The 22,011-nt window shown below is 35.1% G+C and carries 22 protein-coding genes and 1 riboswitch; of the genes, 16 read left to right on the top strand and 6 right to left on the bottom strand.

The features are described 5' to 3' along the window. Positions 1–101 precede the first annotated feature (101 nt). Together J7E44_RS10315 and J7E44_RS10310 are read right to left on the bottom strand one after the other, a co-directional pair. On the bottom strand, positions 102–509 hold the full coding sequence (locus J7E44_RS10315; RefSeq protein WP_251040540.1) for a thioredoxin fold domain-containing protein: 408 nt from the start codon (positions 507–509) through the stop codon (positions 102–104). A 56-nt stretch (positions 510–565) separates the two neighbouring features. Next, a complete protein-coding gene (locus tag J7E44_RS10310; RefSeq protein ID WP_251040539.1) occupies positions 566–2,635 on the bottom strand; it encodes a TonB-dependent receptor plug domain-containing protein in 2,070 nt (689 codons plus the stop codon). Positions 2,636–2,752: 117 nt separating this feature from the next. On the opposite strand from J7E44_RS10310, the gene J7E44_RS10305 reads away from it, so the two are divergent. From J7E44_RS10305 to J7E44_RS10275, 7 genes are all read left to right on the top strand, one after another. Beyond that, the gene (locus tag J7E44_RS10305) at positions 2,753–3,904 is read left to right on the top strand and encodes a homogentisate 1,2-dioxygenase (RefSeq protein ID WP_214829228.1); all 1,152 of its coding nucleotides are present in this window, start codon (positions 2,753–2,755) and stop codon (positions 3,902–3,904) included. Positions 3,905–3,969: 65 nt separating this feature from the next. Beyond that, positions 3,970–5,244 (top strand): acetyl-CoA hydrolase/transferase family protein, encoded by a 1,275-nt coding sequence (locus J7E44_RS10300; RefSeq protein ID WP_214829010.1) that lies wholly within the window; start codon positions 3,970–3,972, stop codon positions 5,242–5,244. A 108-nt stretch (positions 5,245–5,352) separates the two neighbouring features. After that, entirely contained in the window at positions 5,353–6,132 is a 780-nt protein-coding gene (locus J7E44_RS10295) for a hypothetical protein (protein WP_214829008.1), read from the top strand. A 230-nt stretch (positions 6,133–6,362) separates the two neighbouring features. Then, positions 6,363–7,493: a 4-hydroxyphenylpyruvate dioxygenase gene (gene hppD, locus J7E44_RS10290; protein WP_214829006.1), complete on the top strand. Its 1,131-nt coding sequence runs from the start codon at positions 6,363–6,365 to the stop codon at positions 7,491–7,493. 71 nt (positions 7,494–7,564) lie between these two features. Beyond that, a complete protein-coding gene (locus J7E44_RS10285; RefSeq protein WP_214829004.1) occupies positions 7,565–8,020 on the top strand; it encodes a hypothetical protein in 456 nt (151 codons plus the stop codon). A gap of 224 nt (positions 8,021–8,244) precedes the next feature. Then, positions 8,245–9,492 carry a fumarylacetoacetase gene (gene fahA, locus J7E44_RS10280; protein WP_214829002.1) on the top strand — a complete coding sequence of 416 codons (1,248 nt, stop codon included), beginning with the start codon at positions 8,245–8,247 and terminating at the stop codon, positions 9,490–9,492. 104 nt (positions 9,493–9,596) lie between these two features. Next, positions 9,597–10,418, top strand: a complete 822-nt coding sequence (locus J7E44_RS10275; RefSeq protein ID WP_214829000.1) for a flavin reductase family protein — start codon at positions 9,597–9,599, stop codon at positions 10,416–10,418. A 69-nt stretch (positions 10,419–10,487) separates the two neighbouring features. Here the strand turns inward: J7E44_RS10275 and J7E44_RS10270 are convergent, their stop codons facing one another. From J7E44_RS10270 to J7E44_RS10255, 4 genes are all read right to left on the bottom strand, one after another. Beyond that, the gene (locus J7E44_RS10270; protein WP_214828999.1) at positions 10,488–11,303 is read right to left on the bottom strand and encodes an arylamine N-acetyltransferase family protein; all 816 of its coding nucleotides are present in this window, start codon (positions 11,301–11,303) and stop codon (positions 10,488–10,490) included. 24 nt (positions 11,304–11,327) lie between these two features. Further along, positions 11,328–11,987, bottom strand: coding sequence for a hypothetical protein (locus tag J7E44_RS10265; RefSeq protein ID WP_251040538.1), 660 nt, complete (start codon positions 11,985–11,987; stop codon positions 11,328–11,330). A gap of 67 nt (positions 11,988–12,054) precedes the next feature. Continuing rightward, positions 12,055–12,951 carry a helix-turn-helix domain-containing protein gene (locus J7E44_RS10260; protein ID WP_214828997.1) on the bottom strand — a complete coding sequence of 299 codons (897 nt, stop codon included), beginning with the start codon at positions 12,949–12,951 and terminating at the stop codon, positions 12,055–12,057. Positions 12,952–12,978: 27 nt separating this feature from the next. Further along, positions 12,979–13,818 carry an alpha/beta hydrolase family protein gene (locus J7E44_RS10255; protein WP_214828995.1) on the bottom strand — a complete coding sequence of 280 codons (840 nt, stop codon included), beginning with the start codon at positions 13,816–13,818 and terminating at the stop codon, positions 12,979–12,981. Positions 13,819–13,971: 153 nt separating this feature from the next. Between J7E44_RS10255 and J7E44_RS10250 the strand changes: the two genes are divergently transcribed. The 9 genes from J7E44_RS10250 to hxpB all read left to right on the top strand — a co-directional run bounded on the left by J7E44_RS10250 (position 13,972) and on the right by hxpB (position 22,007). After that, a complete protein-coding gene (locus J7E44_RS10250; protein ID WP_214828993.1) occupies positions 13,972–14,745 on the top strand; it encodes a HipA family kinase in 774 nt (257 codons plus the stop codon). Next, entirely contained in the window at positions 14,732–15,115 is a 384-nt protein-coding gene (locus J7E44_RS10245; protein ID WP_214828991.1) for a DUF3037 domain-containing protein, read from the top strand. Before J7E44_RS10250 ends, J7E44_RS10245 begins: the two co-directional genes overlap by 14 nt. 23 nt (positions 15,116–15,138) lie before the next feature. Beyond that, positions 15,139–16,158 (top strand): alpha/beta hydrolase, encoded by a 1,020-nt coding sequence (locus J7E44_RS10240; protein ID WP_214828989.1) that lies wholly within the window; start codon positions 15,139–15,141, stop codon positions 16,156–16,158. 262 nt (positions 16,159–16,420) lie between these two features. Continuing rightward, positions 16,421–18,262, top strand: a complete 1,842-nt coding sequence (locus J7E44_RS10235; RefSeq protein ID WP_214828987.1) for a carbon starvation CstA family protein — start codon at positions 16,421–16,423, stop codon at positions 18,260–18,262. Between the two features lie 49 nt (positions 18,263–18,311). Beyond that, positions 18,312–18,405: riboswitch (TPP riboswitch) on the top strand. A 61-nt stretch (positions 18,406–18,466) separates the two neighbouring features. Next, on the top strand, positions 18,467–19,264 hold the full coding sequence (gene thiM, locus J7E44_RS10230) for a hydroxyethylthiazole kinase (RefSeq protein ID WP_214828985.1): 798 nt from the start codon (positions 18,467–18,469) through the stop codon (positions 19,262–19,264). Further along, positions 19,261–19,896: a thiamine phosphate synthase gene (gene thiE, locus J7E44_RS10225; protein ID WP_214828983.1), complete on the top strand. Its 636-nt coding sequence runs from the start codon at positions 19,261–19,263 to the stop codon at positions 19,894–19,896. The genes thiM and thiE overlap by 4 nt, the downstream gene beginning before the upstream one ends. Then, positions 19,893–20,726, top strand: a complete 834-nt coding sequence (gene thiD, locus J7E44_RS10220) for a bifunctional hydroxymethylpyrimidine kinase/phosphomethylpyrimidine kinase (protein ID WP_214828980.1) — start codon at positions 19,893–19,895, stop codon at positions 20,724–20,726. The genes thiE and thiD overlap by 4 nt, the downstream gene beginning before the upstream one ends. Further along, positions 20,713–21,363, top strand: a complete 651-nt coding sequence (tenA, locus tag J7E44_RS10215; RefSeq protein ID WP_214828978.1) for a thiaminase II — start codon at positions 20,713–20,715, stop codon at positions 21,361–21,363. Before thiD ends, tenA begins: the two co-directional genes overlap by 14 nt. Beyond that, on the top strand, positions 21,354–22,007 hold the full coding sequence (hxpB, locus tag J7E44_RS10210) for a hexitol phosphatase HxpB (RefSeq protein WP_214828976.1): 654 nt from the start codon (positions 21,354–21,356) through the stop codon (positions 22,005–22,007). Before tenA ends, hxpB begins: the two co-directional genes overlap by 10 nt. The last annotated feature ends 4 nt before the right edge of the window (positions 22,008–22,011 follow it).

Raw genomic sequence — 22,011 nt, 5'->3', positions numbered from 1 at the left:
CAAATTATTTTAGCAGCATCAAGAACTTTCGCAGGTTAGGCTGATTTTCTATACTATTTAAATCAGTATTATCTGAAAAATAAGTGTAAAAATAGTAATTATTATAAAGCAGAAATTTCTTTAAGTTTCTGTTTCATTATTTCGGGTTTAAATTCTCCTTCATGGTAATAGACCAGATTCTGATCAGCATCCAATATAATCCACAGCGGATAAACTGGTTGACTTTTATTTTTAGATAATGCCAGAGCTAGCTCATGGATCCCGGAATTTCCATTCGGGAGATAGTTAAATTCTTTCCCTTCAAAACGAATCTTTTCTTTAGTTTTCTCCGCTTCGAAATTGATAAAATAAAAATGATCATTAATAAAATTAACAAGATCTTTATCTTTATTCAGATTAAAAGACTCAATTTTACAAATGGCACACCATCCGGTATACAAATGAATGATAACAGGTCTCTGATGTTTATTATGTAGGGTTTCAAGTTCAGAAAAAGTGCCCTCTCTCATCTTTTGAGAAAGACAAAAGTAGGGCACTAACATTAAAAATAAAATTAAAAATATTTTCATTTCAAAGTATATCTTACTCCAAAAAATCCACGTATTCCCTGCATTGGTGCGTAGCCATAAGCAGTATCAAACTTGTAATTATTGGGGTTATTAATAGGATCATTTACATGCTGATCAAACGGGTCAAACGGCCTCATCAATGGATCTTTAGGTGTAAAATTTAAAAGATTTTTAATCCCACAATACACTTCAAACCCTGATTTAAAAGATTTCGAAACCTGAATATTAGCCAAAGAATAGAATGGCGAATACTCACGACGGAAGTCATCCGGTAAAACCGGTAATCTCATCGGTCCATAAAACTGACCTGTAAAATCTACTGTAAGAGCATTCTGAAATTTATACGTCAGGCTATACGTTCCACTCCATTTTGGAGCATGAAGCTGTTGAATTTTGCCATTTTCACCATCCAACTTCTGAAATACTTCTAGATAAGTTACACCAAGGTTGACAGTCAGAGGAAAACTGAAGCTGAAATCTACATTCATCGACGCTCCTTTTGAAATGCCATATCCGTGAAGGTTATCATAAATAATTTTTCCGGGATCTGTATCAAAATCACCTACGATCTTATTACTGAAATAGGTATAGAAAGCAGAAGCATCAAGATTAATCAAACGATCTCCTACTGGAATTTTCCAGATGTAATTTAAATTTCCATTAATTGATTTTTCAGGTTTTAAATCAGATTTGATCACCACTTCCCGGGAACCCGTTAGAGCCGCATGATCTTCAGTAAATAAATTCACCACCCTGAAACCGGTCCCGAAATTAAACCGGAGGGTATGGTATGGATTAGGTGAAAATTTCCATGCAAATCTTGGTGAATGAACAGAATGATGGATCCTGTCGTAATCATATCTGTAACCAAGCAATATTGTGTTTTTAGAATCTATTTCCCATTGGTCCTGTATAAAAGCTCCTAAAATGGGAGACTTCATGGGTTCGTTCATAAGTCCGTCTCCTGATGAGGTTCCCGGAGTATTGTCATCGTAAAATGTCCGCTTATAAGTAGCTCCCAAGATCAAATCATGATTTCCAAATTTTTTATCCCAATACGTCTGAACGAAAGCCACTTTCTGCTTTGCATCATAAGGATTTGTTCCATAAAAGGAATCCTGATTATGATAGTTATAGGAAAATTGGGTAATAACCTGTTCCTTCAAAGGCCATTGATATACTCCTAAAGCTTCCATTCTATTGGTATAAATACTTTCACCATATATTTTATTACCCCCTCTATCAGACCTATTCCATTGCATTTCCCCTCCAAAACGATCCTCATATAAGTAACGTAACGCTAAACTTGCCAGCCTGTTTTCCTTTCTCTGAAAGTTCCATTTATTAAAAACAGATATCCTGTTCTGTAGGGTAGCATCTGTAAAGTTATCTTTGTTCTGATCTATTCTCTTAGTAAAATTGAAATAGTTAAGACTTAATAATGAAGCCGCCTTTTTTCCAACATTGAATTTCGTTGATAAATCAATATTATCTTCACTCCAGGTACTTGTCATAAAATCTACACTAAGCCTCGGAGCTGTTAAGGCATTTTTTGTAATGATATTAATAACACCACCCATTGCTTCGGAGCCATAGAGAGATGAAGCAGGACCTTTCACTACCTCTATCCTCTCGACCAGGCTATTTGGAATTCCACTCAGTCCATAGACTGTGGATAATGAGCTCACAATCGGCATTCCATCGATCAGAATCATAGTATAAGGTCCCTCGAGACCGTTGATATGAATATCTCCTGTATTACATACAGAACAGTTCAATTGGGGACGTACTCCATTAACCATCGAGATGGCTTCAAAAATACTGGGCGTTGGATTCTTTTGAAAAAACTTCTGACTATAAATTTCTACCGCTACCGGGCTTTTAGATCTGCTCATCGGTTTTAGTGTTCCCGTGATCACTACGTCATCGATCAATTTCGTTTTGATCTCTTTTTTAGGAGTAGCTATAGAATCGGGTCTTGGAGCTTGATTTAAACTTAAACTGTCTGTTTCCTGAGAGAAACAATAGGATGATAAAAGTACAACAGAAAATAATATTCGCTTCATGAAATAATAAATGTTAGGCAAATCTAACAATTATTTTCGAAACAAAAAACTCTATGATAAATATCCTTAAAAATTATTCGTCAAAAATTATTAAATTTGAGAAAATATAAAGGTAAAATGAGATATAATCAATCTGGGAAAATCCCACAGAAAAGACATACGATTTTTAAATCTCCAGAAGATAAATTCTACTATGAGCAACTTTTCGGAACCGAGGGCTTTCATGGTATTTCTTCTTTGCTCTATCATATCCACCGACCTACTCAGATAAAATCAATAGGAAATGCAAAAGATGTAACTCCTAAGATTGCTGTTGATAAAAATGTAACTCCAAGAATGTTCAAAGGAATGCAGGTAACTCCTGAAGATGACTTTTTGGAAAGCAGAAAATTCCTTTTGGTGAACAATGATCTGAAAATGGGGTTATCAAAACCTAGAAAATCAACTGATTATTTCTATAAAAATGCTGAATGTGATGAACTTTTGTTTGTTCATGAAGGCACCGGAGTTTTAAAAACATTTGTTGGTAACCTGGATTTCTCTACCGGTGATTATCTTATTATTCCAAGGGGAACAATCTATCAGGTAGAAGTTCATACTGAAAATACTGTATTTTTTGTACTGGAAAGTCATTCTCCAATTTATACTCCAAAGCGATACAGAAATGAATTTGGACAACTTTTGGAACATTCTCCATTCTGTGAGAGAGACATTATCGCTCCAACTTTTGTTGAACCTAAAGATGAAAAAGGTGAGTTTTTAATTAAAGTAAAAAAAGAAAATCAAATCACTGACTTCATTTATGCAACGCACCCTTTTGATGTCGTAGGCTGGGATGGTTATTTTTATCCTTATAAATTTAACATCAAAAACTTTGAGCCTATAACAGGAAGAATTCATCAACCACCTCCAGTTCACCAAAACTTTGAAGGACATAATTTTGTCGTTTGTTCTTTTTGTGCCAGAATGTATGATTACCATCCATTAGCTATTCCTGCACCATATAATCATTCTAATATTGACTCTGATGAGGTTTTATTCTACACAGAAGGTGACTTTATGAGTCGTAACCATGTTGATCTTATGGACTTCAGTCTTCACCCTGGAGGAGTTGTTCATGGGCCACATCCCGGGGCAATGGAAAGAAGTATCGGTAAAAAATTCACTGAAGAATATGCTGTGATGGTAGATCCATTCCGTCCTTTAAAAATCACTGAAGAAGCTATGAAAGTAGAAGATCCAACCTATAAAACTTCCTGGTTGGAATAAACTGTAAAAACACAAATGACTGTAAACAACAGTCGGTATAAATATTATTTCAAAAAAAATTTAATATGTACAATTATATTAGTGCAGAGGAAGCCGTATATACTGTAAAAAGCGGAAATCGTGTATTTTTTCACGGGAGTGCATGTACACCCAATTACCTGATTGATGAATTAGCCAGACAATCCCACAGATTAGAAAACGTGGAAATGGTTTCCATTACTCAGCAAGGAAATGTTGAAATTGCAAAACCACAATATAAAGACAACTTTTTCGTCAATTCTTTATTTGTTTCAACTCCTGTAAGGGATGCCGTAAACTCTGAAAGAGGTGATTTCGTTCCCGTATTTTTAAGTGAAATTCCCATCTTATTCAGGAATAACATTTTACCTCTTGATGTAGCATTAATTACTGTTTCTCCACCTGACAAACATGGCTTCTGCACATTAGGTACTTCTGTAGATGTTGCAAGAGCTGCTGTAGATACTGCTAAAATAATTGTTGCTATCGTAAATCCTTTAATGCCGAGAACTCACGGAGACGGAATGATACATATTAGCAGAATAAACAAACTGGTATGGCATGAAGAAGAACTTCCTACGGTAGATTACGGATCAAAAGTAGACCCTGAGGAAATGTTAGTTGGAAAGAACGTTGCCGATCTTATTGATGACAGATCAACCATCCAAATGGGTATTGGAACTATTCCGGATGCTGTATTGAAATGTCTTGGAAATCATAAAGACCTGGGAGTTCATACAGAAATGCTAAGCGATGGAGTAATAGATCTTATTCAAAATGATGTCATTAACAACAAATACAAAGGTTATAACGATAATAAAACAATTACCAGCTTTTGCTTTGGAACAAGAAAATTGTACGACTATGTAGATGACAACACTGTTTTTGCTTTTAAGGATGTAAGTGACGTGAACTTCCCAATCAATATCATGCGAAACAAAAAGATGGTTGCCATTAATTCTGCTATAGAAATCGATTTGACTGGACAGGTTTGTGCAGATTCTATAGGAACTCTACAATACAGTGGAATTGGTGGCCAAATGGACTTTATGAGAGGTGCTGCCTTAAGCGAAGGAGGAAAACCTATTATTGCGATCACGTCAAGGACTAAAAAGGGAATTTCAAGAATTGTTCCTTACCTGAAACAGGGAGCAGGTGTTGTTACCACGAGAGGACATATCCATTATGTCGTTACAGAATATGGAACAGCCTACCTGTATGGAAAAAATCTACGCCAACGGGCTCAGGAATTGATCAGTATTGCTCACCCTGATGACAGAGAGATGTTGGAACAAGCCGCTTTTGAAAGATTTAAACATTAAATAATTTCTTTTGCATTAAACGATCTGTAAACTGACCAAAAAGGGATAGACAAAAGACCTTCTAAGTCTTTGGCAGTATTTTTGATAAACCCTTTTAAAGTTAGGCAATTGAAAACGATATATAATTCGATAAGAGAGGAAATAATAAAACATTCCAAGGTAAAAAATTCGGTTTTAGGTAATGTTAAAGATTGGAAGAGGAGTCATTATATTATTCTCTCCGAAATTATAAAAGATGAACTATCAGGATCTGAAGAACTGAAAGGAGGTAAAAAATTTGAAATAGGAAGTACTATTTCTCATGTTACACTGCAGCGTTTTTTTGAAAATGATTATCAGGATAAAACACATAACGATCTTCGTTTTTTAAAAACACTGGATAAGATATGCATCTTTTTAGGATTTAAAGATCTCAATGCTTATATTCAGTTTATAAGGGAGAATAAACAGGATCATAATTCTGAAGATGAAGAGTTCTTCAGTAATATCATATACAACTATTGTTCTACAGTGTTTGAGTTTTACAAACAGTTTCCTTCTCATAATACTCAACTTTTTAAAGATCTTGTTTTCGATGATTCCCCTTTTTTGGAAAGAGCCACGCAGTTTAGTAAAGAACTATGTGACAGAGAGTTTAAACTTATTACAAAAAATAATCGCTCCAATTTTGAGGTTTTTGATATCCATATGGTTACTGATGAACCTGACAAAAAAATATTGGAATCTCAGGAATTTTGGAATCTCTTATTTAAAGTTGGCGAAACAGGTGAAGAAAATTTTGTTAATCAGTTAAACACCCAAATTTACTTTATCAAGAAAATAGATAACGTCTGGAAAATATGGGATAATTATAACCCTGATGCAGGGAGACTAAATCATAAAAAATGAAAGCCGTAGTGTCCTACGGCTTTCAAATTTTCGAAAATATTTTTTTTTCACTTGTCTTTGTAGATACAAAAATAGATAACCATCCTGTAACATACTAAACTTAAACATACTTAAATGAACTTTTCTTTAAATCTATGTTAAGCCTCACTAAGGATTTCCTATTAATACTTTTGCCATATCTAAGATTTTTGTAATTTGCATACCTATAAAAATAAAAGTAAAAAGAAAATATGTCAACACTTACATTTGCCGAAAAAATTGCTCAAGCAGAGAATTTTTTGCCAATTAATGGCACAGATTACATTGAGTTTTATGTAGGAAATGCTAAACAGTCTGCTCATTTTTATAAAACCGCTTTCGGTTTTCAGTCTGTAGCATACGCTGGTCCTGAAACAGGAGTAAGGGATCGTGCTTCTTATGTTCTTCAACAGGGAAAAATAAGATTAATCTTAACGACAGGACTTACCTCTGAATCTCCAATTAGTGAACATGTAAAAAAACATGGAGATGGAGTAAAAGTTTTAGCACTTTGGGTGGATGACGCTTACAAAGCTTTTGAAGAGACCACAAAAAGAGGTGGTAAACCTTATTTAGAGCCTGTAACTTTAACTGACGAGCATGGAGAAGTAAGAATGTCCGGAATTTATACTTACGGAGAAACAGTTCACATGTTTATTGAGAGAAAAAATTATACAGGTCCATTTATGCCTGGTTATGAAAAGTGGGAAACTACTTATCAACCGGAAGAAGCAGGTCTTTTATACGTTGACCACTGTGTAGGAAATGTAGACTGGAACAGAATGATCCCTACTGTTGAATGGTATGAAAAAGTAATGGGCTTTGTAAATATCCTTTCTTTTGATGACAAACAGATCAATACAGAATATTCTGCGTTGATGTCTAAAGTAATGTCCAACGGAAACGGATTTGCTAAATTCCCTATCAATGAGCCAGCTGAAGGAAAGAAAAAATCTCAGATAGAAGAATATCTTGATTTTTATGAAGGTGAAGGAGTTCAACACATTGCGGTTGCTACCAAAGATATTATCCATACTGTAACAGAACTTAAAAAGAGAGGTGTAGAATTCCTTTCTGCTCCACCAGAAGCATATTACGATATGGTTCCTGAACGAGTAGGTCATATCGATGAGGATCTTAAAAAATTACAAGATCTTGGTATATTAATTGATCATGATGAAGAAGGATACCTTTTACAAATCTTTACTAAGCCTGTAGAAGACCGCCCTACTCTTTTCTTTGAAATCATTGAAAGACATGGTGCACAAAGCTTCGGAGCAGGTAATTTCAAAGCATTGTTTGAAGCATTAGAAAGAGAACAGGATAGAAGAGGTAATCTTTAATTCCCAGATATCAATACTAAGTTTTGTCAGGATGCAAAGTCTTGACAAAACTTTTTTTTAAAACACTTAATATGAAAAAAATTGTATTTGGAATTTTATTTTTCAGTGCACTGGGCTTGAAAGCTCAATACGGAACACTTAATGAAATTCTCAACAGACTTGAAGAAAGAAAAGGCATCAATCAGCATCTGGAAAATGTAAATATTGACGACAAAAAATTTGTCTTTATTAAAGATTCCGATGACCATACAGAAAGGGATTTCATTATTATTAAAGGTAATAATGCAACTTATGTAGAAGTTTTCGATGATAAGGCTACAGGTGAAAGCAGTTCTAATGTTTTTACTGGTGATATCGTCAGAAAAAAGAATATTGTTTCTTTAAGAGCTAATATTCTAGAAGGTAAAAAGGTTCCCATTCCGGTTACCAAAACTTTATTATTAACGAGACAGGATAATATACTTTACCTGATTGACGTTAATACTAAAGACAGATGGATCGATGAAGCATCGTATTCAAAAAAATAATATACATATCTTGAGGGCGCTCGTTATTGCGGGGAGCGTAGTGAGAAAGTAATTTATTTAATATCTCAATATTTGGTCAGTACTTAATGATTTTATCATAATCAAGGATACTGATGAGTTTAAAAATATTTAGTTGGAAACTTTGCTTTTCTACTACGGCCACTTGAGATATTAAAAACCTAAAATTTTAACAGATTTATTAATCTCAATTAAATTACAATCTTATGAAATCATTTGTAGAGTATTCCTCAAATTCAGACTTTTCTATACATAATATTCCTTTTGGAGTAGCGGTTTTCAACAAAGAATATATTGGATGTTGTACAAGAATTGGGGATCAGGTTATTGATCTGGCCAGCTTATTTGATTTAAGTTACTTTGAAAATATTGAAGGACTTGATGACAATGTCTTTGAAGCTTACACCCTGAACGAATTTATCGAATTAGGAAAACCTGTCACTAATGCTGTTAGAGCTAGAATCCAAGAATTATTACAGGAAGGTTCCATTTTATCTAAAGATCAGAAAACCATAGAAGATGCGTTCTATGATCTTGATAAAGTAAGAATGATCATGCCTATTCATATTCCAAATTATACAGATTTTTACAGCAGTATCGAACATGCAACTAATGTTGGAAAAATGTTCCGTGATCCAGCTAATGCTTTACTGCCGAACTGGAAACATTTACCTGTAGGATACCATGGCAGAGCTTCTTCAATCGTTATTTCAGGAACAGATATCAACCGTCCAAAAGGTCAGATGAAACCTGCCGATGCAGAGAAACCAATCTTTGGTCCTTCGAAACAGCTGGACTTTGAATTAGAAATGGCTTTTGTTATCAATAAAAACACCGATATGGGTGAAAGTGTTTCTACAAAAGAAGCTGAAGACGCTATTTTTGGAATGGTTATCTTCAATGACTGGTCTGCAAGAGATATTCAATCTTGGGAATATGTGCCACTAGGACCATTTTTAGGTAAAAACTTTGGTTCATCGATTTCTCCTTGGGTGGTTACTTTAGAAGCACTGGCTCCTTTCAGAACAGCTTCTCCAAAACAAGATCCTGAAGTTTTAGATTACCTAAAATTTGAGGGTGATAAAAACTACGACATCAACCTTGAAGTATACTTACAGCCTGAGAACGGAGAAGAAAACCTAATCTCAGAAAGCAATTACAAGTTTATGTATTGGAATATGACCCAGCAACTGGCTCATCATACTGTAAACGGTTGTAATCTGGAAGTGGGTGATATGTATGCAAGTGGTACTATTTCAGGAAGTGATCCAAAATCATTCGGTTCTATGCTTGAATTAACATGGAGAGGCCAAAATCCTATTCAATTAAACAATGGCCAGGAAAGAAAGTTCATTGAAGATAATGATACTGTAACGATGAAAGCCTGGGCTGAAAAAGACGGTGTAAGAGTAGGCTTCGGTGAAGTATCTGGAAAAATCATTCCTACATTATAAAAAAAGTTTAAACACTTAAGTTAAAATAATTATGCTAAAATTAAGTTCACTTTAGTTTTTGTAATACTAGATTTTCAAAAGCTAAAGTAGCTTAAGTATAAAATATGAAAACAGTTATCCCATCCGAAATAACCGCTGTACAGCTTCAGATGATCATGCAAACCGCTGTTGCTCCCAGACCAATTGCTTTGGCATCAACAGTTGATAAAAATGGTACAATAAATTTATCGCCTTTCAGCTTTTTTAACATGTTCAGTACAGTTCCGCCAATTTTGATCTTTTCACCATCAAGAAGAGTTCGTGATAATACAACGAAACATACGCTGGAAAATGTTCTGGAAGTTCCGGAAGTGGTCATTGGAACAGTTAATTTTCCCATAGTACAACAAATCTCTTTAGCGTCAACAGAATATGAGGATGGCGTGAATGAATTCATCAAATCCGGGCTTACCATGAAAGATGCTGACATGGTAAAACCAAAGCTTATTGAAGAATGCCCCGTTAATTTTGAGTGCAAGGTTTTAGAAATAAAATCTTTAGGAGAACAGGGAGGCGCTGGTAATTTAGTTATTTGTGAAGTACAAAAAATTCATATCAGAGAAGAATACCTCAATGAACAAGGTAATCTGGATCAGGCAAAACTGGATATGGTTGCTCGTTTAGGAGGAAACTGGTATTCCAGAAATAATGAAAACAATCTCTTTGAAGTACCAAAACCTTTGGTAACAAAAGGAATTGGCTTTGATCTTCTTCCTGATGCTATAAAACTAAGCAAAGTATTTACAGGTAACGATCTGGGAATGCTTGCCAATGTGGAAGTTCTTCCTTCAGAAAGTTGCTACGCAGATGAAGATATTCATAAAAAGGCTCAGGAACTTTTACTGAAAAACAATATCGATGAAGCCTGGAAAATTCTAGTGATTTAATTATATATCTAAAATAAAAAAAGATGGTTTTTTAAACCATCTTTTTTTATTTTACCCACTTTCAATAGATTACGCTTCTCCAATAAATTTTTTGATAAGAACGACCTTATCTTTAATATTATTTAAGTTAATATGGAATACATTTTCAAGCAAAATAAACAAATCCTCATGATTAATGACATCAATATTTTCTCTGGTCCCATTGTTATAGCGTATGTTTAGAGATTTATTGTTTAACGTGTAACGAGCTATTACATCCACTTTTGTCACAATAAGATTTTCTCTAAAGATGGAAGATGGATTCGTAGCGATATACCAGTTAGCAACTTCTACATCAGTCTGCTCGGCAGGCTCTAAAGAAAATTCATAGATCGGCATATTTTCTTCTCCAATTAAAGATAGAGTGTAAATATGATTATTTGAAGATATTTGAAAAAGACCATTGGGCGTTATTTGTTCATTCACTGACTGTAAAATTAGCGGAGATGTTAGCGTCACTGTCCCAAATCCCGAATCCACAAGATATTTTTCTCCGCTTAGGGTTACAGTAAGCAACATATGTGTACGAGCAGCTTTCCCTTCCTTCTCTCTTCCCCATAAAACTCTTCCAAGATGAGCGGTAACATCAAAGCCTATTGTTTCTAAAACATTTTTCAGCAAAACATTTTGTTCATAACAATATCCACCCCTGTTTTCTATCACCAATTTATTAAAAACTGATTCTATGTCAACCTTCGGGACATACCCTGTATAAGTAGCAATATTTTCAAATGTAATGTATTGAGGATGCAATTCATGGATATTTTTCAAGGTTTCTATATTAACAGCAGCATTCCCTGTAAAATGTATTCGCTCAAAATATTTTTTCAATTCTGTATGTATCATTGTATTTTATTATTAAAATTAATATTATTTGAATAACCTGATGGAAGCAAAAATTCCAAAATTATTTTTCACTATCCTTTCCGGATCATAAGCATCAAAGTTTGCCCCAAATCCAAAACTATAATCATGATGACTGACCCCAGCTCTTATCATTAAATAACTTCTCGCATGATTACCGTTTTTAACAGACTGCGCATATAGTCCTTGAAGCCTTGAATATACCTGCCAATTCCCGTTCAGTTTTGGTTTATATTCCAGCATTCCAAAACCCTCCACATTACTATTATCAGACAGATCTACTCTGGGACCGAAAACGATGGTCATATTTTCTGCTACATAAGAATACAATACCATAACACTTGGCCTTAAACCTGTAGATGGTGTATAGTGTATTCCTCCAAGTACGCGAAAGCCTTTCAGAAATTCATACGCCAAGTTGAATTGTGACATGGCATCTTTGGCATTCTGTTCGTTCCATTTTGAAGAAATATTACTGACACTGAAAAAAGAAATTCCATGGACATCTTTAAAATTTTTATTGATATTCAGTTGAGAAGCAATTCCCACATTGCCTGCAAGTACTTCAAAAGCAACAGGAGCATTTAGCTTTTCTTTCACATCACTCGTCTGAGCCTTAGCCAAAACGAACCCTAAGAAAAACATCAACCCGCTTTTAAAATCCATAATTTCAAACTATTATATTGCAAATTTCAGCAATAAAACAGGCTTACATATAGAACAAACAAAGCAATTAATAGGACAAATCAATCCTCTTCCTATATTGATTGGGAGAAACACCAATGTGTTTTTTAAAGAAACGGGTAAAATAGGACGGGTCTTCAATTCCTAAAGAAAAAGCGATATCCCCGACACTTAACTGAGTATTGGAGAGCAGTGATTTAGCTTCCATCGTCAGAGTTTCACTGATAATTGACGAAGCCGTTTTTCCGGTTGCCATCTTTACAGATTTATTTAAATGATTAGGAGAAACATGCAGCATATCCGCATATTCCTGAATGCTATGAACAGTATTAATATATTGAGTAATTGCTTTTCTAAAGTGGAAAGCGATAGTTTCGTTTGCAGTAAGAACAATAGGTGGAAGATCTTGTATAATAGATTTTATCTCTGCTAAAAATGTCTGCAAGTATGAGATGATCAAATTGACATCATTCTGCTTATACAATTCCTTCATCCTTTTCAGAAGATATAAAAGATTCCTCTTTGTATTGTTTGCTATTGTGATACGATGATCATTTTTTAAATCTAAGTAATTAAGTATTTCCTGAAGGGCCTTAAATCCATTATCCCGTGAAAGAAGATCATCTGGAAAATGGCAGTAATACCCCTCGATATCATCTGAAAACTTCTCCATGGTCCTTATTTTATACGGCGGTAAAATCATTAAGGTAGATTCAGGAATAGAGTAAGAATCCGAGCATACCGTTTTTATGAGCTCGCCTCTGCTCACAAATACAAAATCATTAACGGTCAAACGATGTGGAAGAAATGGAAGCTGAACTTTGTTTTTTTGAATAGCAAGATCAATTATAAAAAAGTCATTTGATTCTTTATGGTTAAAATTTTCAGTACTGTTCTGAAGTACTGTTCTAAAATTTTCAGGATCATATTGCGGAATTAAAGTCATACTTTATTAAACAAATTTACATTTGCCCTACATTTTCAGATTAATAAAATCAATACATTTTTCCGTAACCGTATTTAAATCTTGAGGAAGACCAGCTTCAGTCCAAGGTTCTTTTGCACCAAAAGTATGATTGGCATTTTCAACTAAAAACAATTCGGAATTAGGGTTCAAAATATGTAAATGTTCTGCATTCTTTACCTCTACACTTTCATCATTTGTTCCATGGACAATCAATAAATGAGCCTTTGCCATTTCTGTAGCCATTTCTACATCAAAACGATGAGCATCTTGTTCAAAATTTTCATAGAACTGGTAATAATGAGGCATCTCCTGTTTAGTTCTTCCATTTAAAACATAATAAACTCCTTCGTTTTTCCATTTCTCCAAACTAGCCCCATCTGGAAAACGGTCTAAAGTATCTACACTAGCTAATGTAATCAACCCATTAATTCGTTCATCTTCAAAAGTTTTAACAATGGAAATCCCACCCCCTCTGCTGTGGCCTATCAGTATTATTTTCTGATCATCAACTTTGGGATCCTTAATAAAATAATCAATCACTACTCCCAAATCTGAAAGCTCTTTAGAATAGTTATTCTTACCAAAAGCTTCTAAATCTGCAAAATTATCAGGATCTTCTACAGTTGTTCCATTATGTGAGAAATTAAACTTAACAAAGAAAAATCCGGCTTTTGCAAATTTTTCAGCCATCAGATTCCAGGCTCCCCAATCTTTGTAGCCTTTATAACCGTGAACAAAAATCACTAAAGGTAGTTTGTTATCCGTTTCGGAATAAAACGCATCAGCAAGGAAATCCCTGGTTTCAGGATTTGAGAGGATTACATTTTGTTTTTTTGTGATTTCCATATTTCTTTTTTTAGTTAAAAGTGAAAGTCCTTATGAGATGCAATTAAACTTATCTTATGATAAAATGACTTTATCCTTTTTGCTACTAACTTAATTTCAACTAAAAATATTAAAAATAGAAACAAACACAAAGTAAAATCTTATTTTTGCGATATGTTGGATTTAAGAACGGTAACCGTAATGCGTTATATCCTGCCTTTAAGAGAGGGTGGATCTCTTCCTGCTTTGGCGGAAGCTGATGACGATTTTAAATATGTGTTAAAATTCCGTGGTGCAGGTCATGGAGTAAAAATGTTGATATCAGAACTTTTAGGTGGAAAAATCACAGAAGTTTTAGGATTAAAAATTCCTGAATTGGTTTTTGTAAACCTTGATGTTGATTTTGGGAGAACTGAAGCAGACGAAGAAATTCAGGATTTACTGAAATCTTCAGAAGGATTAAATCTTGGTCTTCATTATCTTTCCGGATCTATTACTTATGATCCTGGTGTTGTTATTGACCCACTTTTAGCCTCAAAAATCGTATGGCTGGATGCATTTATTACCAATATCGACCGTACTTACAAAAACACCAACTTATTAATGTGGCATAAGGAACTCTGGGTAATTGATAATGGAGCTTCTTTTTATTTCCACCATTCATGGGAGAATTTTGATACTGCTGCAAAAACACCTTTTAAATATGTAAAAGATCACGTTTTACTTCCTAAAGCTAAGATGCTGGATGAAGCTGATCAGTGGGCACATGAAGTTTTAAATGATACTGTGTTCAGGGAAATCGTTAATTTAATCCCTGAAGATTGGTTACAGTGGAATGACGCTGATGAAACTCCTGAGGAGATTCGTGAAGTATACTTCCAATTTATGAAAACAAGGCTAGAGAATTCACAAACCTTTCTAAACGAAGCGAAAAATGCAAGAGGATAAAATATACGAATACGCCGTAATACGTTTGGTACCAAAGGTTGAAAGAGAAGAATTTTTCAATGTAGGTCTTGTTATGTTTTCAAAAAAGGAAAAATTTATCCGGGCTGATTTTTATCTGTGTCCCGATAAATTCAATCTTATGCACAGTAAACTGGACTACGAAGATATTATTCAAAATCTGGAAAGTTTTAAAAAAATTGCCAATGGAGATAAAGACGGTGGACCTATTGCACAATTGGAACTTCCAGAACGTTTCCGTTGGTTAACCGCTGTACGCAGCTCTGTTGTTCAAACCTCAAGACCTCATCCCGGAAAATCCAAAGACCTGGAAAAAACTTTTGGTAAACTTTTTGAGGAGTTAGTAAAGTAACTAATTTCCTCAAAAAAAATCATATGAAATCATTTAACAACCATACTACATTATACAGGTTTTTATTAAACCTGTTTTTTGTTTTATCTTTAAGTGCATTTAATTTAAATTTCTCTCAAAATCAAATTCAAGCACAAACCCCTAAAAGTATACTCTTACAGGAAAAAACAACTGTTTCAGAAAATATTTTTTATAAAACTAATAAAGAAGGCTCTGTAGCTTTAGATATTTACAGCCCTAAAAACAGTTCCGATGAAAAACATCCTGTTCTTATTTATGTGCATGGTGGAGGTTGGATAGGAGGTGATAAAGTGATACACGCTGATTCATATATAGAAAATATGATTCTAAAACTTGTAGAAAAAGAATATACCGTAGTGAGTATCAACTACACGCTGGTGAATAAGGATGTCCATTTTCCTCTTCCTATTCAGGACACTAAAGATGCCATTAGATGGGTAAGAAAAAATGCCGATAAATATCATTTTGACACCAATAATATTGGCCTTTTCGGAGCATCTGCAGGAGCTCATCTCTCATTATTGGCAGCTTATACTGAGGACAACGAGTTTGTTGGAGCTCCAGAGCTTTCACCCTATTCGGCAAAAGTGAATTATGTTGTAAATAATTTTGGACCAACTGATCTTAATAAATTACTACATACCCGTGTAGGAAACGTGGGTGCTTTTTTTGTCAGCCTGTTTTCAAAAAAAATTGTTGATCTCAGGGATAAGCTGATCTTAGGAATCTCAGGTTATGATATAAAAAAAGACAAAAGAAAAGTGATCGATTATTTTAAAACCTTATCTCCTGTAACCTATATTGACAATGCTACACCTACTCTGATTTTACAGGGTAATAAAGATAAAATTGTTCCCTTGAAACAATCTGAAATATTAAAAAGAAAATTAGATAAAAAGGACATAAAAAATAAACTAACCATTGTTGAAGGAGGAATACACGGTTTTGGAACAACCGATAAATCCTATCTCAATCAGCTTGTTGATGAAATGGTAGACTATATCGTATCTCAAAAAAAATAAACCCAGTAAATGATGATGAACGAGTAGTGACTAATTATTAAAACCGATTAATAAATATAGTTCACAAAATCAACACCACAATATACATACTGGTTTATAGCACTTTAACACATAAAAAAGCTTTCCACTTTATTAATTTGCTAAATTAATATACATATCTATATTTTTTATTCATAAATTAATTAACTTGGCCATTGTTTAAATTATTCAAAGTAAAATAAACAAAAAATTTAATTATTTATTCATAAAAAACTAAGATGATATGGATTTCCTAAATAACATAAACGCCTTAACTTTAGTTTTCACTTCAGTCCTTATTTTTGCAATTGCCTACCGTTTCTACGGTATTTTTCTGGCCAATAAAGTATTGCGTCTTAATGATAAAAATACAACCCCTGCATTGGAATTTGCCGATGGTAAGGATTATGTTGCCACTAACAAAAATGTTCTTTTTGGGCATCATTTTGCGGCCATAGCTGCTGCGGGACCTCTGGTTGGACCTGTACTCGCAGCTCAATTCGGATATCTTCCAGGTGCTTTATGGATCTTGATCGGCTGCGTCCTGGGAGGGGGTGTGCATGATATGGTTGTTTTATTTGCCTCTGTTCGCCACAAGGGACAAAGTTTAGCTACCATAGCTTCTAAAGAAATTGGAAAAACAACAGGAACTGTTGCCGGTTTTGCCATTTTATTCATCCTGATTCTCACGTTGGCAGGTTTATCACTTGCCTGCATCAATGCCATGCACGAGGCATCATGGTCTCTCTTTACAGTAGTAATCACTATGCCTATCGCTATTATCATGGGCTTAATTATGCGCTACCGAAAAAATAGTGTGACCTTTGCCAGCATCTTAGGCGGTGTGCTTTTGATCGCAGGTATTATTGGTGGGCATAACCTGATGCAGAATGAAACAATGAATAATCTATTTTCCTGGGATATTACTACTATTTCTATCGCTATTCCTTTATATGGTTTTTTAGCTTCAGTATTACCTGTTTGGTTACTTCTGGTACCAAGAGACTATCTTTCTACCTATTTAAAAATCGGAACCATCGTCATGCTTGCCATAGGCGTAATTGCTATACATCCAACGGTACAAATGCCAGCGATCAGTCAATTTGTAAATGGTGGTGGCCCTGTTATAGGAGGCCCGGTTCTGCCCTTTATTTTTATAGTGATTGCTTGTGGGGCCATTTCAGGATTCCACGCCGTTATTGCAACCGGAACCACACCTAAAATGCTGAATAAAGAAAGAGAAATTCTTTTTGTAGGTTATGGGGCGATGTTGGTAGAAGGATTTGTTGCCCTTATGGCTTTAATTGCCGCCTGTACTTTAATGCCCGGCGACTATTTTGCGATCAATACCCCTAAAGAATCTTACGATGCATTTCTTGCGACACATCCTTCTCTTCACGGAGTAGACATTGATTACTTTTCTCAAAAAATAGGCATCGACCTACATGGAAGAACTGGTGGAGCTGTTTCTCTGGCCGTAGGAATGGCTCATATTTTTAATAAGATCCCATATATGGATCAGCTGATGGCTTATTGGTACAACTTTGCGATCATGTTTGAAGCTGTATTTATCCTTACTGCCATTGATGCCGGAACAAGAGTAGGACGGTTCTTTTTACAAGAAATGCTGGGCTCTGTCATTCCAAAATTCAATGATAAAAACTGGATACCGGGAATCATTATAAGCAGTCTTATTTTTACTTTTGCCTGGGGCTATCTGGTCTTCACAGGTAATGTAAGCAGTATCTGGCCATTATTCGGAATTAGCAATCAACTTTTAGCAGCCTGTGGACTCATCGTGTGCACTACGATGCTTATCCGGCTGAACAGAGGAAAATATGCACTTTGCTCAGCTATTCCAGGAGTATTTATGGCAATCATCACATTTTGGGCTGGCTATATTCAGGTAACAGTTATCTATCTCCCTAAAGAACAATATCTACTTGCTACACTAGCAGTTGTTGCCATGGCATTAATGCTTATTGTATTTATTGGTGCTTTTAGAAAATGGTATGAACTTTTAAAAATCAATAAATCTGAAACTGATTTTTATGGAGAAACCGTAAAGGAACTAGTAGAAAGATAAAAAGATCCTTTGCTGGTTCTTTGCCTGCTCTGATAATTTTTATACATTTGTCTTGCTTTAGGGGTATTCTGAAAAAGAATTGAGAGAGTCCCTTTGAACCTGATACGGCTTACACCGACGTAGGGAAAAGCAAAAAGACATTCTCTACAATGTACTTTTGTTTTGGATTTTTTCCTGAAGCTATTTTTATTTTAATCAATAACAATGGACAAAAATCTTTGGGAACTGGTACAGTTGGTAAAACAACACTCTCCTCTTGTACATAATATCACGAATTATGTTGTGATGAATAACACAGCTAATGCTCTTTTGGCTGTCGGAGCTTCACCTATCATGGCTCATGCAAAATCTGAAATTCATGAAATGGTCAATATTGCCCATTCAGTGGTCATCAATATTGGGACACTCGATGAATACTGGTCTGAATCGATGTTAATCGCTGCTGAAGCCGCACATTCAGTAAAGAAACCCTGGGTTTTGGATCCGGTAGGTGCAGGAGCAACAACTTTTCGGGATGCTACTTTAAATCAGCTCCTGCAATACCAGCCTACAGTGATAAGAGGTAATGCCTCTGAGATTATTGCACTTGCTAAAGCCAATACGAGTATTACTAAAGGGGTCGATAGCACAGCAAAAAGTAGTGAAGCCATTAACGCTGCACATTTTCTCGCGGATCACTACCATGCAATCGTATGCATTTCCGGTGAAACAGATATCATTATAGATAGTCAACAAATATTTCTTATCAGCAATGGACATCCGATGATGACTAAAGTAACAGGTCTTGGATGTTCTGCTACTGCAATTATCGGAGCATTCATAGGTATTACGGAAAATATAAGTGAAGCTGTGGCAGCTGCAATGGCATTGATAGGTATTGCTGGTGAACTTGCTGTTTTGGAAAGTAAAGGACCAGGAAGTCTCCAGGTCAATCTTATTGATAAATTGTATAACATGACGGAAAAGGAATTTATCAGTTATTTAAAGATAGAAAGAAAATGAGTTTACATCCTTTTCCTTATCAACTTTATCTTGTGATCTCTGAGGCAGATTGTATCGGAAGAAGTTTTCTAACAGTCGCCGAAAAGGCTATTCTTGGTGGCGTAGATATTATTCAGCTGAGAGAAAAAAACTGTTCTAATAGCGAGTTTATCAAAAAAGCCAGTCAACTGATTGAAATTACAGACAAGTATAATATTCCACTTATTATTAATGATAATATTGAAGTTACAAAAAATATAAATGTAGCCGGAATTCATGTAGGTAATAATGATGCAAAACCTACTTATCTCAGACAACAGCCATTTCTTCAAAATAAAATCATAGGCTACTCTATAGAATATCTGTCTCAACTTGAAAATGAACAGATCACAGAATCTGATTATCTTGGAATTAGCCCTGTATTCAGAACGAATACAAAATCTGATACGGTGACAGAATGGGGACTTGATGGAATTACAAAGATCAGACAGCTCACAGAAAAACCTTTGGTGGCAATTGGTAATATTCATCTCACTAATGTTAAGGATATTATAAACGCCGGAGCAGATTGTATCGCTGTGGTTTCGGCCATATGCAGTGCTGATGATCCTCAAAAAGCTGCTTATGAATTAAAAAATGAAATTCTAAAATGAAAAAGTATACATATCCATCGGTATTAACGATTGCCGGATTTGACGGAAGTGGTGGTGCAGGTATTCAAGCTGATATTAAAACAGCCTCCGCGTTAGGTTGTTTTTCCACATCTGTCTTAACCGCTTTACCTGTACAGAATACACAAGGCGTAAGAAAAATCTACCCTATTCCTGTAGAAGCTGTAGCAGATCAGATAGAAGCTATTCTGGATGATATTTTCCCTGATGCCATTAAAATCGGAATGGTTCACACCCCGCAACTGGTAGAAGTCATTGTTTCAACATTAAGTAAATACAAAAAAATACCTCTTGTTTTTGATCCTGTAATGGTAGCAACAAGCGGACATAGGCTTATTGAAGAAGACACCATTACCGCTATTATAGAAAGGCTCTTTCCTATTGCTGATGTTATTACTCCAAATATGGATGAAGCAGCCATTTTAGCTCATATGAAAGTAGAAACTCTGGATGATCTTTATACTGCGGGAAAACAGATCAAACAATTGGGCTGTAAAAGCATTCTTCTTAAAGGTGGACATCAGGAAACTTCCATGATCACATCCTTATTCTATGATGAACACGAGAATTACCACTGTTTTGAAACAATAAAATTTAATACCAATAACACCCATGGTTCTGGCTGTACACTTTCCTCTGCTATTGCGGCTTATTTGGCCCTGGGGAAAACTTTATATGACTCCGTTTCTCTTGGTCAACAGTATGTTTATCAAGCTATAGAAAATGGCAAAGATGTAAAAACCGGCCTGGGAAATGGTCCGCTTAATCATTTTTTTAACCCTCAAAAACTCGTCAAAAATGAAATGGTCTGAACAAACCTGGCAAAGTATTGAAGAACGATATCAATCTATTCTGAAAATGCCCTTTATAAAAGAATTATCAGATGGTACCTTACCACAAGAGAAGTTTAAATTTTACATGGCTCAGGATTCCTTATATCTTGAACATTTTGGAAGAACACTTTCAATGATTGCTACAAAAATTCACGATCTTAAGGATGTACTTGCCTATATGCGATTTGCTGAAAATGCCATCGTAGTGGAAAATGCATTACATGAGTTTTATTTTAAAGATTTTGGGGTTACTGATAAAGGAGTATTAGAACCCGCCTGTCATCATTACATCCATTTCCTTAGAAGTACTGCAGCTATAGAATCTGTAGAAATTGGTGTTGCCGCGGTATTGCCCTGTTTCTGGATCTATAGAGAAGTAGGAGATTACATTTACAAAAACCAAAACACAGTTAATAATCCCTATCAGAAATGGATTGAAACTTATGGTGGTGACGAATTTTCTGTTGCGGTAGATCAGGCCATTGCAATCTGTGATAAAATAGCAGAAAATGCGACCATGGAAACAAGAAAAAAAATGACTGAAGCTTTTATCATGTCAACCCGGATGGAATATCATTTCTGGGAAGCAGCATATGACCTAAAGACATGGATATAAAATCTAAAAGAGCCGTAATTTTCGATATGGACGGTGTTCTCATTGATAGTGAGAAATTCTGGAAGCAGGCTGAATATGAAGTTTTCAGCTCTTTAGGAGTTGAGGTCACTGAAGAATTAAGCAAGCACACACAATCAATGACGACTTCCGAAGTAGCTCGATTCTGGCATGAAAAATACCCCTGGGAAAACGCTGCACTAGATGTTATAGAACAGCAAGTCATCTCAAGGGTAATTGAATTGATACAAACAGAAGAATGTTCTGTTGCAGGTATAAAAAAGTTTATAGAAGATCTTAAATTAAAACAATATAAAATAGGCTTAGCCACCAACTCTCCTTACAGAATTATTCAAACTGTTCTGGATAAAATAAGGGTCACCCATTTATTCGATCACATTACCTCAGCAGAATTTGAAAAGCAAGGCAAACCTCATCCTGCGGTATATTTTACTTCAGCAAAAAATCTAGATGTTGATCCACAATTTTGTTTCGTAATAGAAGACAGCCATTCCGGTATTATTGCTGCAAAAAATGCGGGAATGACTGTTATTGCTTTTACTAATCAAAATCCTGATATTTATTTTGATCTTGCAGATGATAGGATCATCAGTTTTGAAGGTCCCTTACCCGCAATATTTAACTAGATGA

The sequence above is a fragment of the Chryseobacterium sp. ISL-6 genome, assembly GCF_018613715.1.
In the GTDB taxonomy this organism is placed as follows: domain Bacteria; phylum Bacteroidota; class Bacteroidia; order Flavobacteriales; family Weeksellaceae; genus Chryseobacterium; species Chryseobacterium paludis.
The sequence above is the reverse complement of the archived record's forward strand: the minus strand, read 5'-3'. Positions and strand labels throughout refer to the sequence as shown.

Excerpts from the sequence above, each read along its gene's own strand:
- J7E44_RS10315 (WP_251040540.1), bottom strand. The coding sequence starts at position 509 with ATGAGAGAGGGCACTTTTTCTGAACTTGAAACCCTACATAATAAACAT.
- J7E44_RS10310 (WP_251040539.1), bottom strand. The coding sequence starts at position 2,635 with ATGAAGCGAATATTATTTTCTGTTGTACTTTTATCATCCTATTGTTTC.
- J7E44_RS10305 (WP_214829228.1), top strand. The coding sequence starts at position 2,753 with ATGAGATATAATCAATCTGGGAAAATCCCACAGAAAAGACATACGATT.
- J7E44_RS10300 (WP_214829010.1), top strand. The coding sequence starts at position 3,970 with ATGTACAATTATATTAGTGCAGAGGAAGCCGTATATACTGTAAAAAGC.
- hppD (WP_214829006.1), top strand. The coding sequence starts at position 6,363 with ATGTCAACACTTACATTTGCCGAAAAAATTGCTCAAGCAGAGAATTTT.
- J7E44_RS10285 (WP_214829004.1), top strand. The coding sequence starts at position 7,565 with ATGAAAAAAATTGTATTTGGAATTTTATTTTTCAGTGCACTGGGCTTG.
- fahA (WP_214829002.1), top strand. The coding sequence starts at position 8,245 with ATGAAATCATTTGTAGAGTATTCCTCAAATTCAGACTTTTCTATACAT.
- J7E44_RS10275 (WP_214829000.1), top strand. The coding sequence starts at position 9,597 with ATGAAAACAGTTATCCCATCCGAAATAACCGCTGTACAGCTTCAGATG.
- J7E44_RS10270 (WP_214828999.1), bottom strand. The coding sequence starts at position 11,303 with ATGATACATACAGAATTGAAAAAATATTTTGAGCGAATACATTTTACA.
- J7E44_RS10265 (WP_251040538.1), bottom strand. The coding sequence starts at position 11,987 with ATGGATTTTAAAAGCGGGTTGATGTTTTTCTTAGGGTTCGTTTTGGCT.
- J7E44_RS10260 (WP_214828997.1), bottom strand. The coding sequence starts at position 12,951 with ATGACTTTAATTCCGCAATATGATCCTGAAAATTTTAGAACAGTACTT.
- J7E44_RS10255 (WP_214828995.1), bottom strand. The coding sequence starts at position 13,818 with ATGGAAATCACAAAAAAACAAAATGTAATCCTCTCAAATCCTGAAACC.
- J7E44_RS10250 (WP_214828993.1), top strand. The coding sequence starts at position 13,972 with ATGTTGGATTTAAGAACGGTAACCGTAATGCGTTATATCCTGCCTTTA.
- J7E44_RS10245 (WP_214828991.1), top strand. The coding sequence starts at position 14,732 with ATGCAAGAGGATAAAATATACGAATACGCCGTAATACGTTTGGTACCA.
- J7E44_RS10240 (WP_214828989.1), top strand. The coding sequence starts at position 15,139 with ATGAAATCATTTAACAACCATACTACATTATACAGGTTTTTATTAAAC.
- J7E44_RS10235 (WP_214828987.1), top strand. The coding sequence starts at position 16,421 with ATGGATTTCCTAAATAACATAAACGCCTTAACTTTAGTTTTCACTTCA.
- thiM (WP_214828985.1), top strand. The coding sequence starts at position 18,467 with ATGGACAAAAATCTTTGGGAACTGGTACAGTTGGTAAAACAACACTCT.
- thiE (WP_214828983.1), top strand. The coding sequence starts at position 19,261 with ATGAGTTTACATCCTTTTCCTTATCAACTTTATCTTGTGATCTCTGAG.
- thiD (WP_214828980.1), top strand. The coding sequence starts at position 19,893 with ATGAAAAAGTATACATATCCATCGGTATTAACGATTGCCGGATTTGAC.
- tenA (WP_214828978.1), top strand. The coding sequence starts at position 20,713 with ATGAAATGGTCTGAACAAACCTGGCAAAGTATTGAAGAACGATATCAA.
- hxpB (WP_214828976.1), top strand. The coding sequence starts at position 21,354 with ATGGATATAAAATCTAAAAGAGCCGTAATTTTCGATATGGACGGTGTT.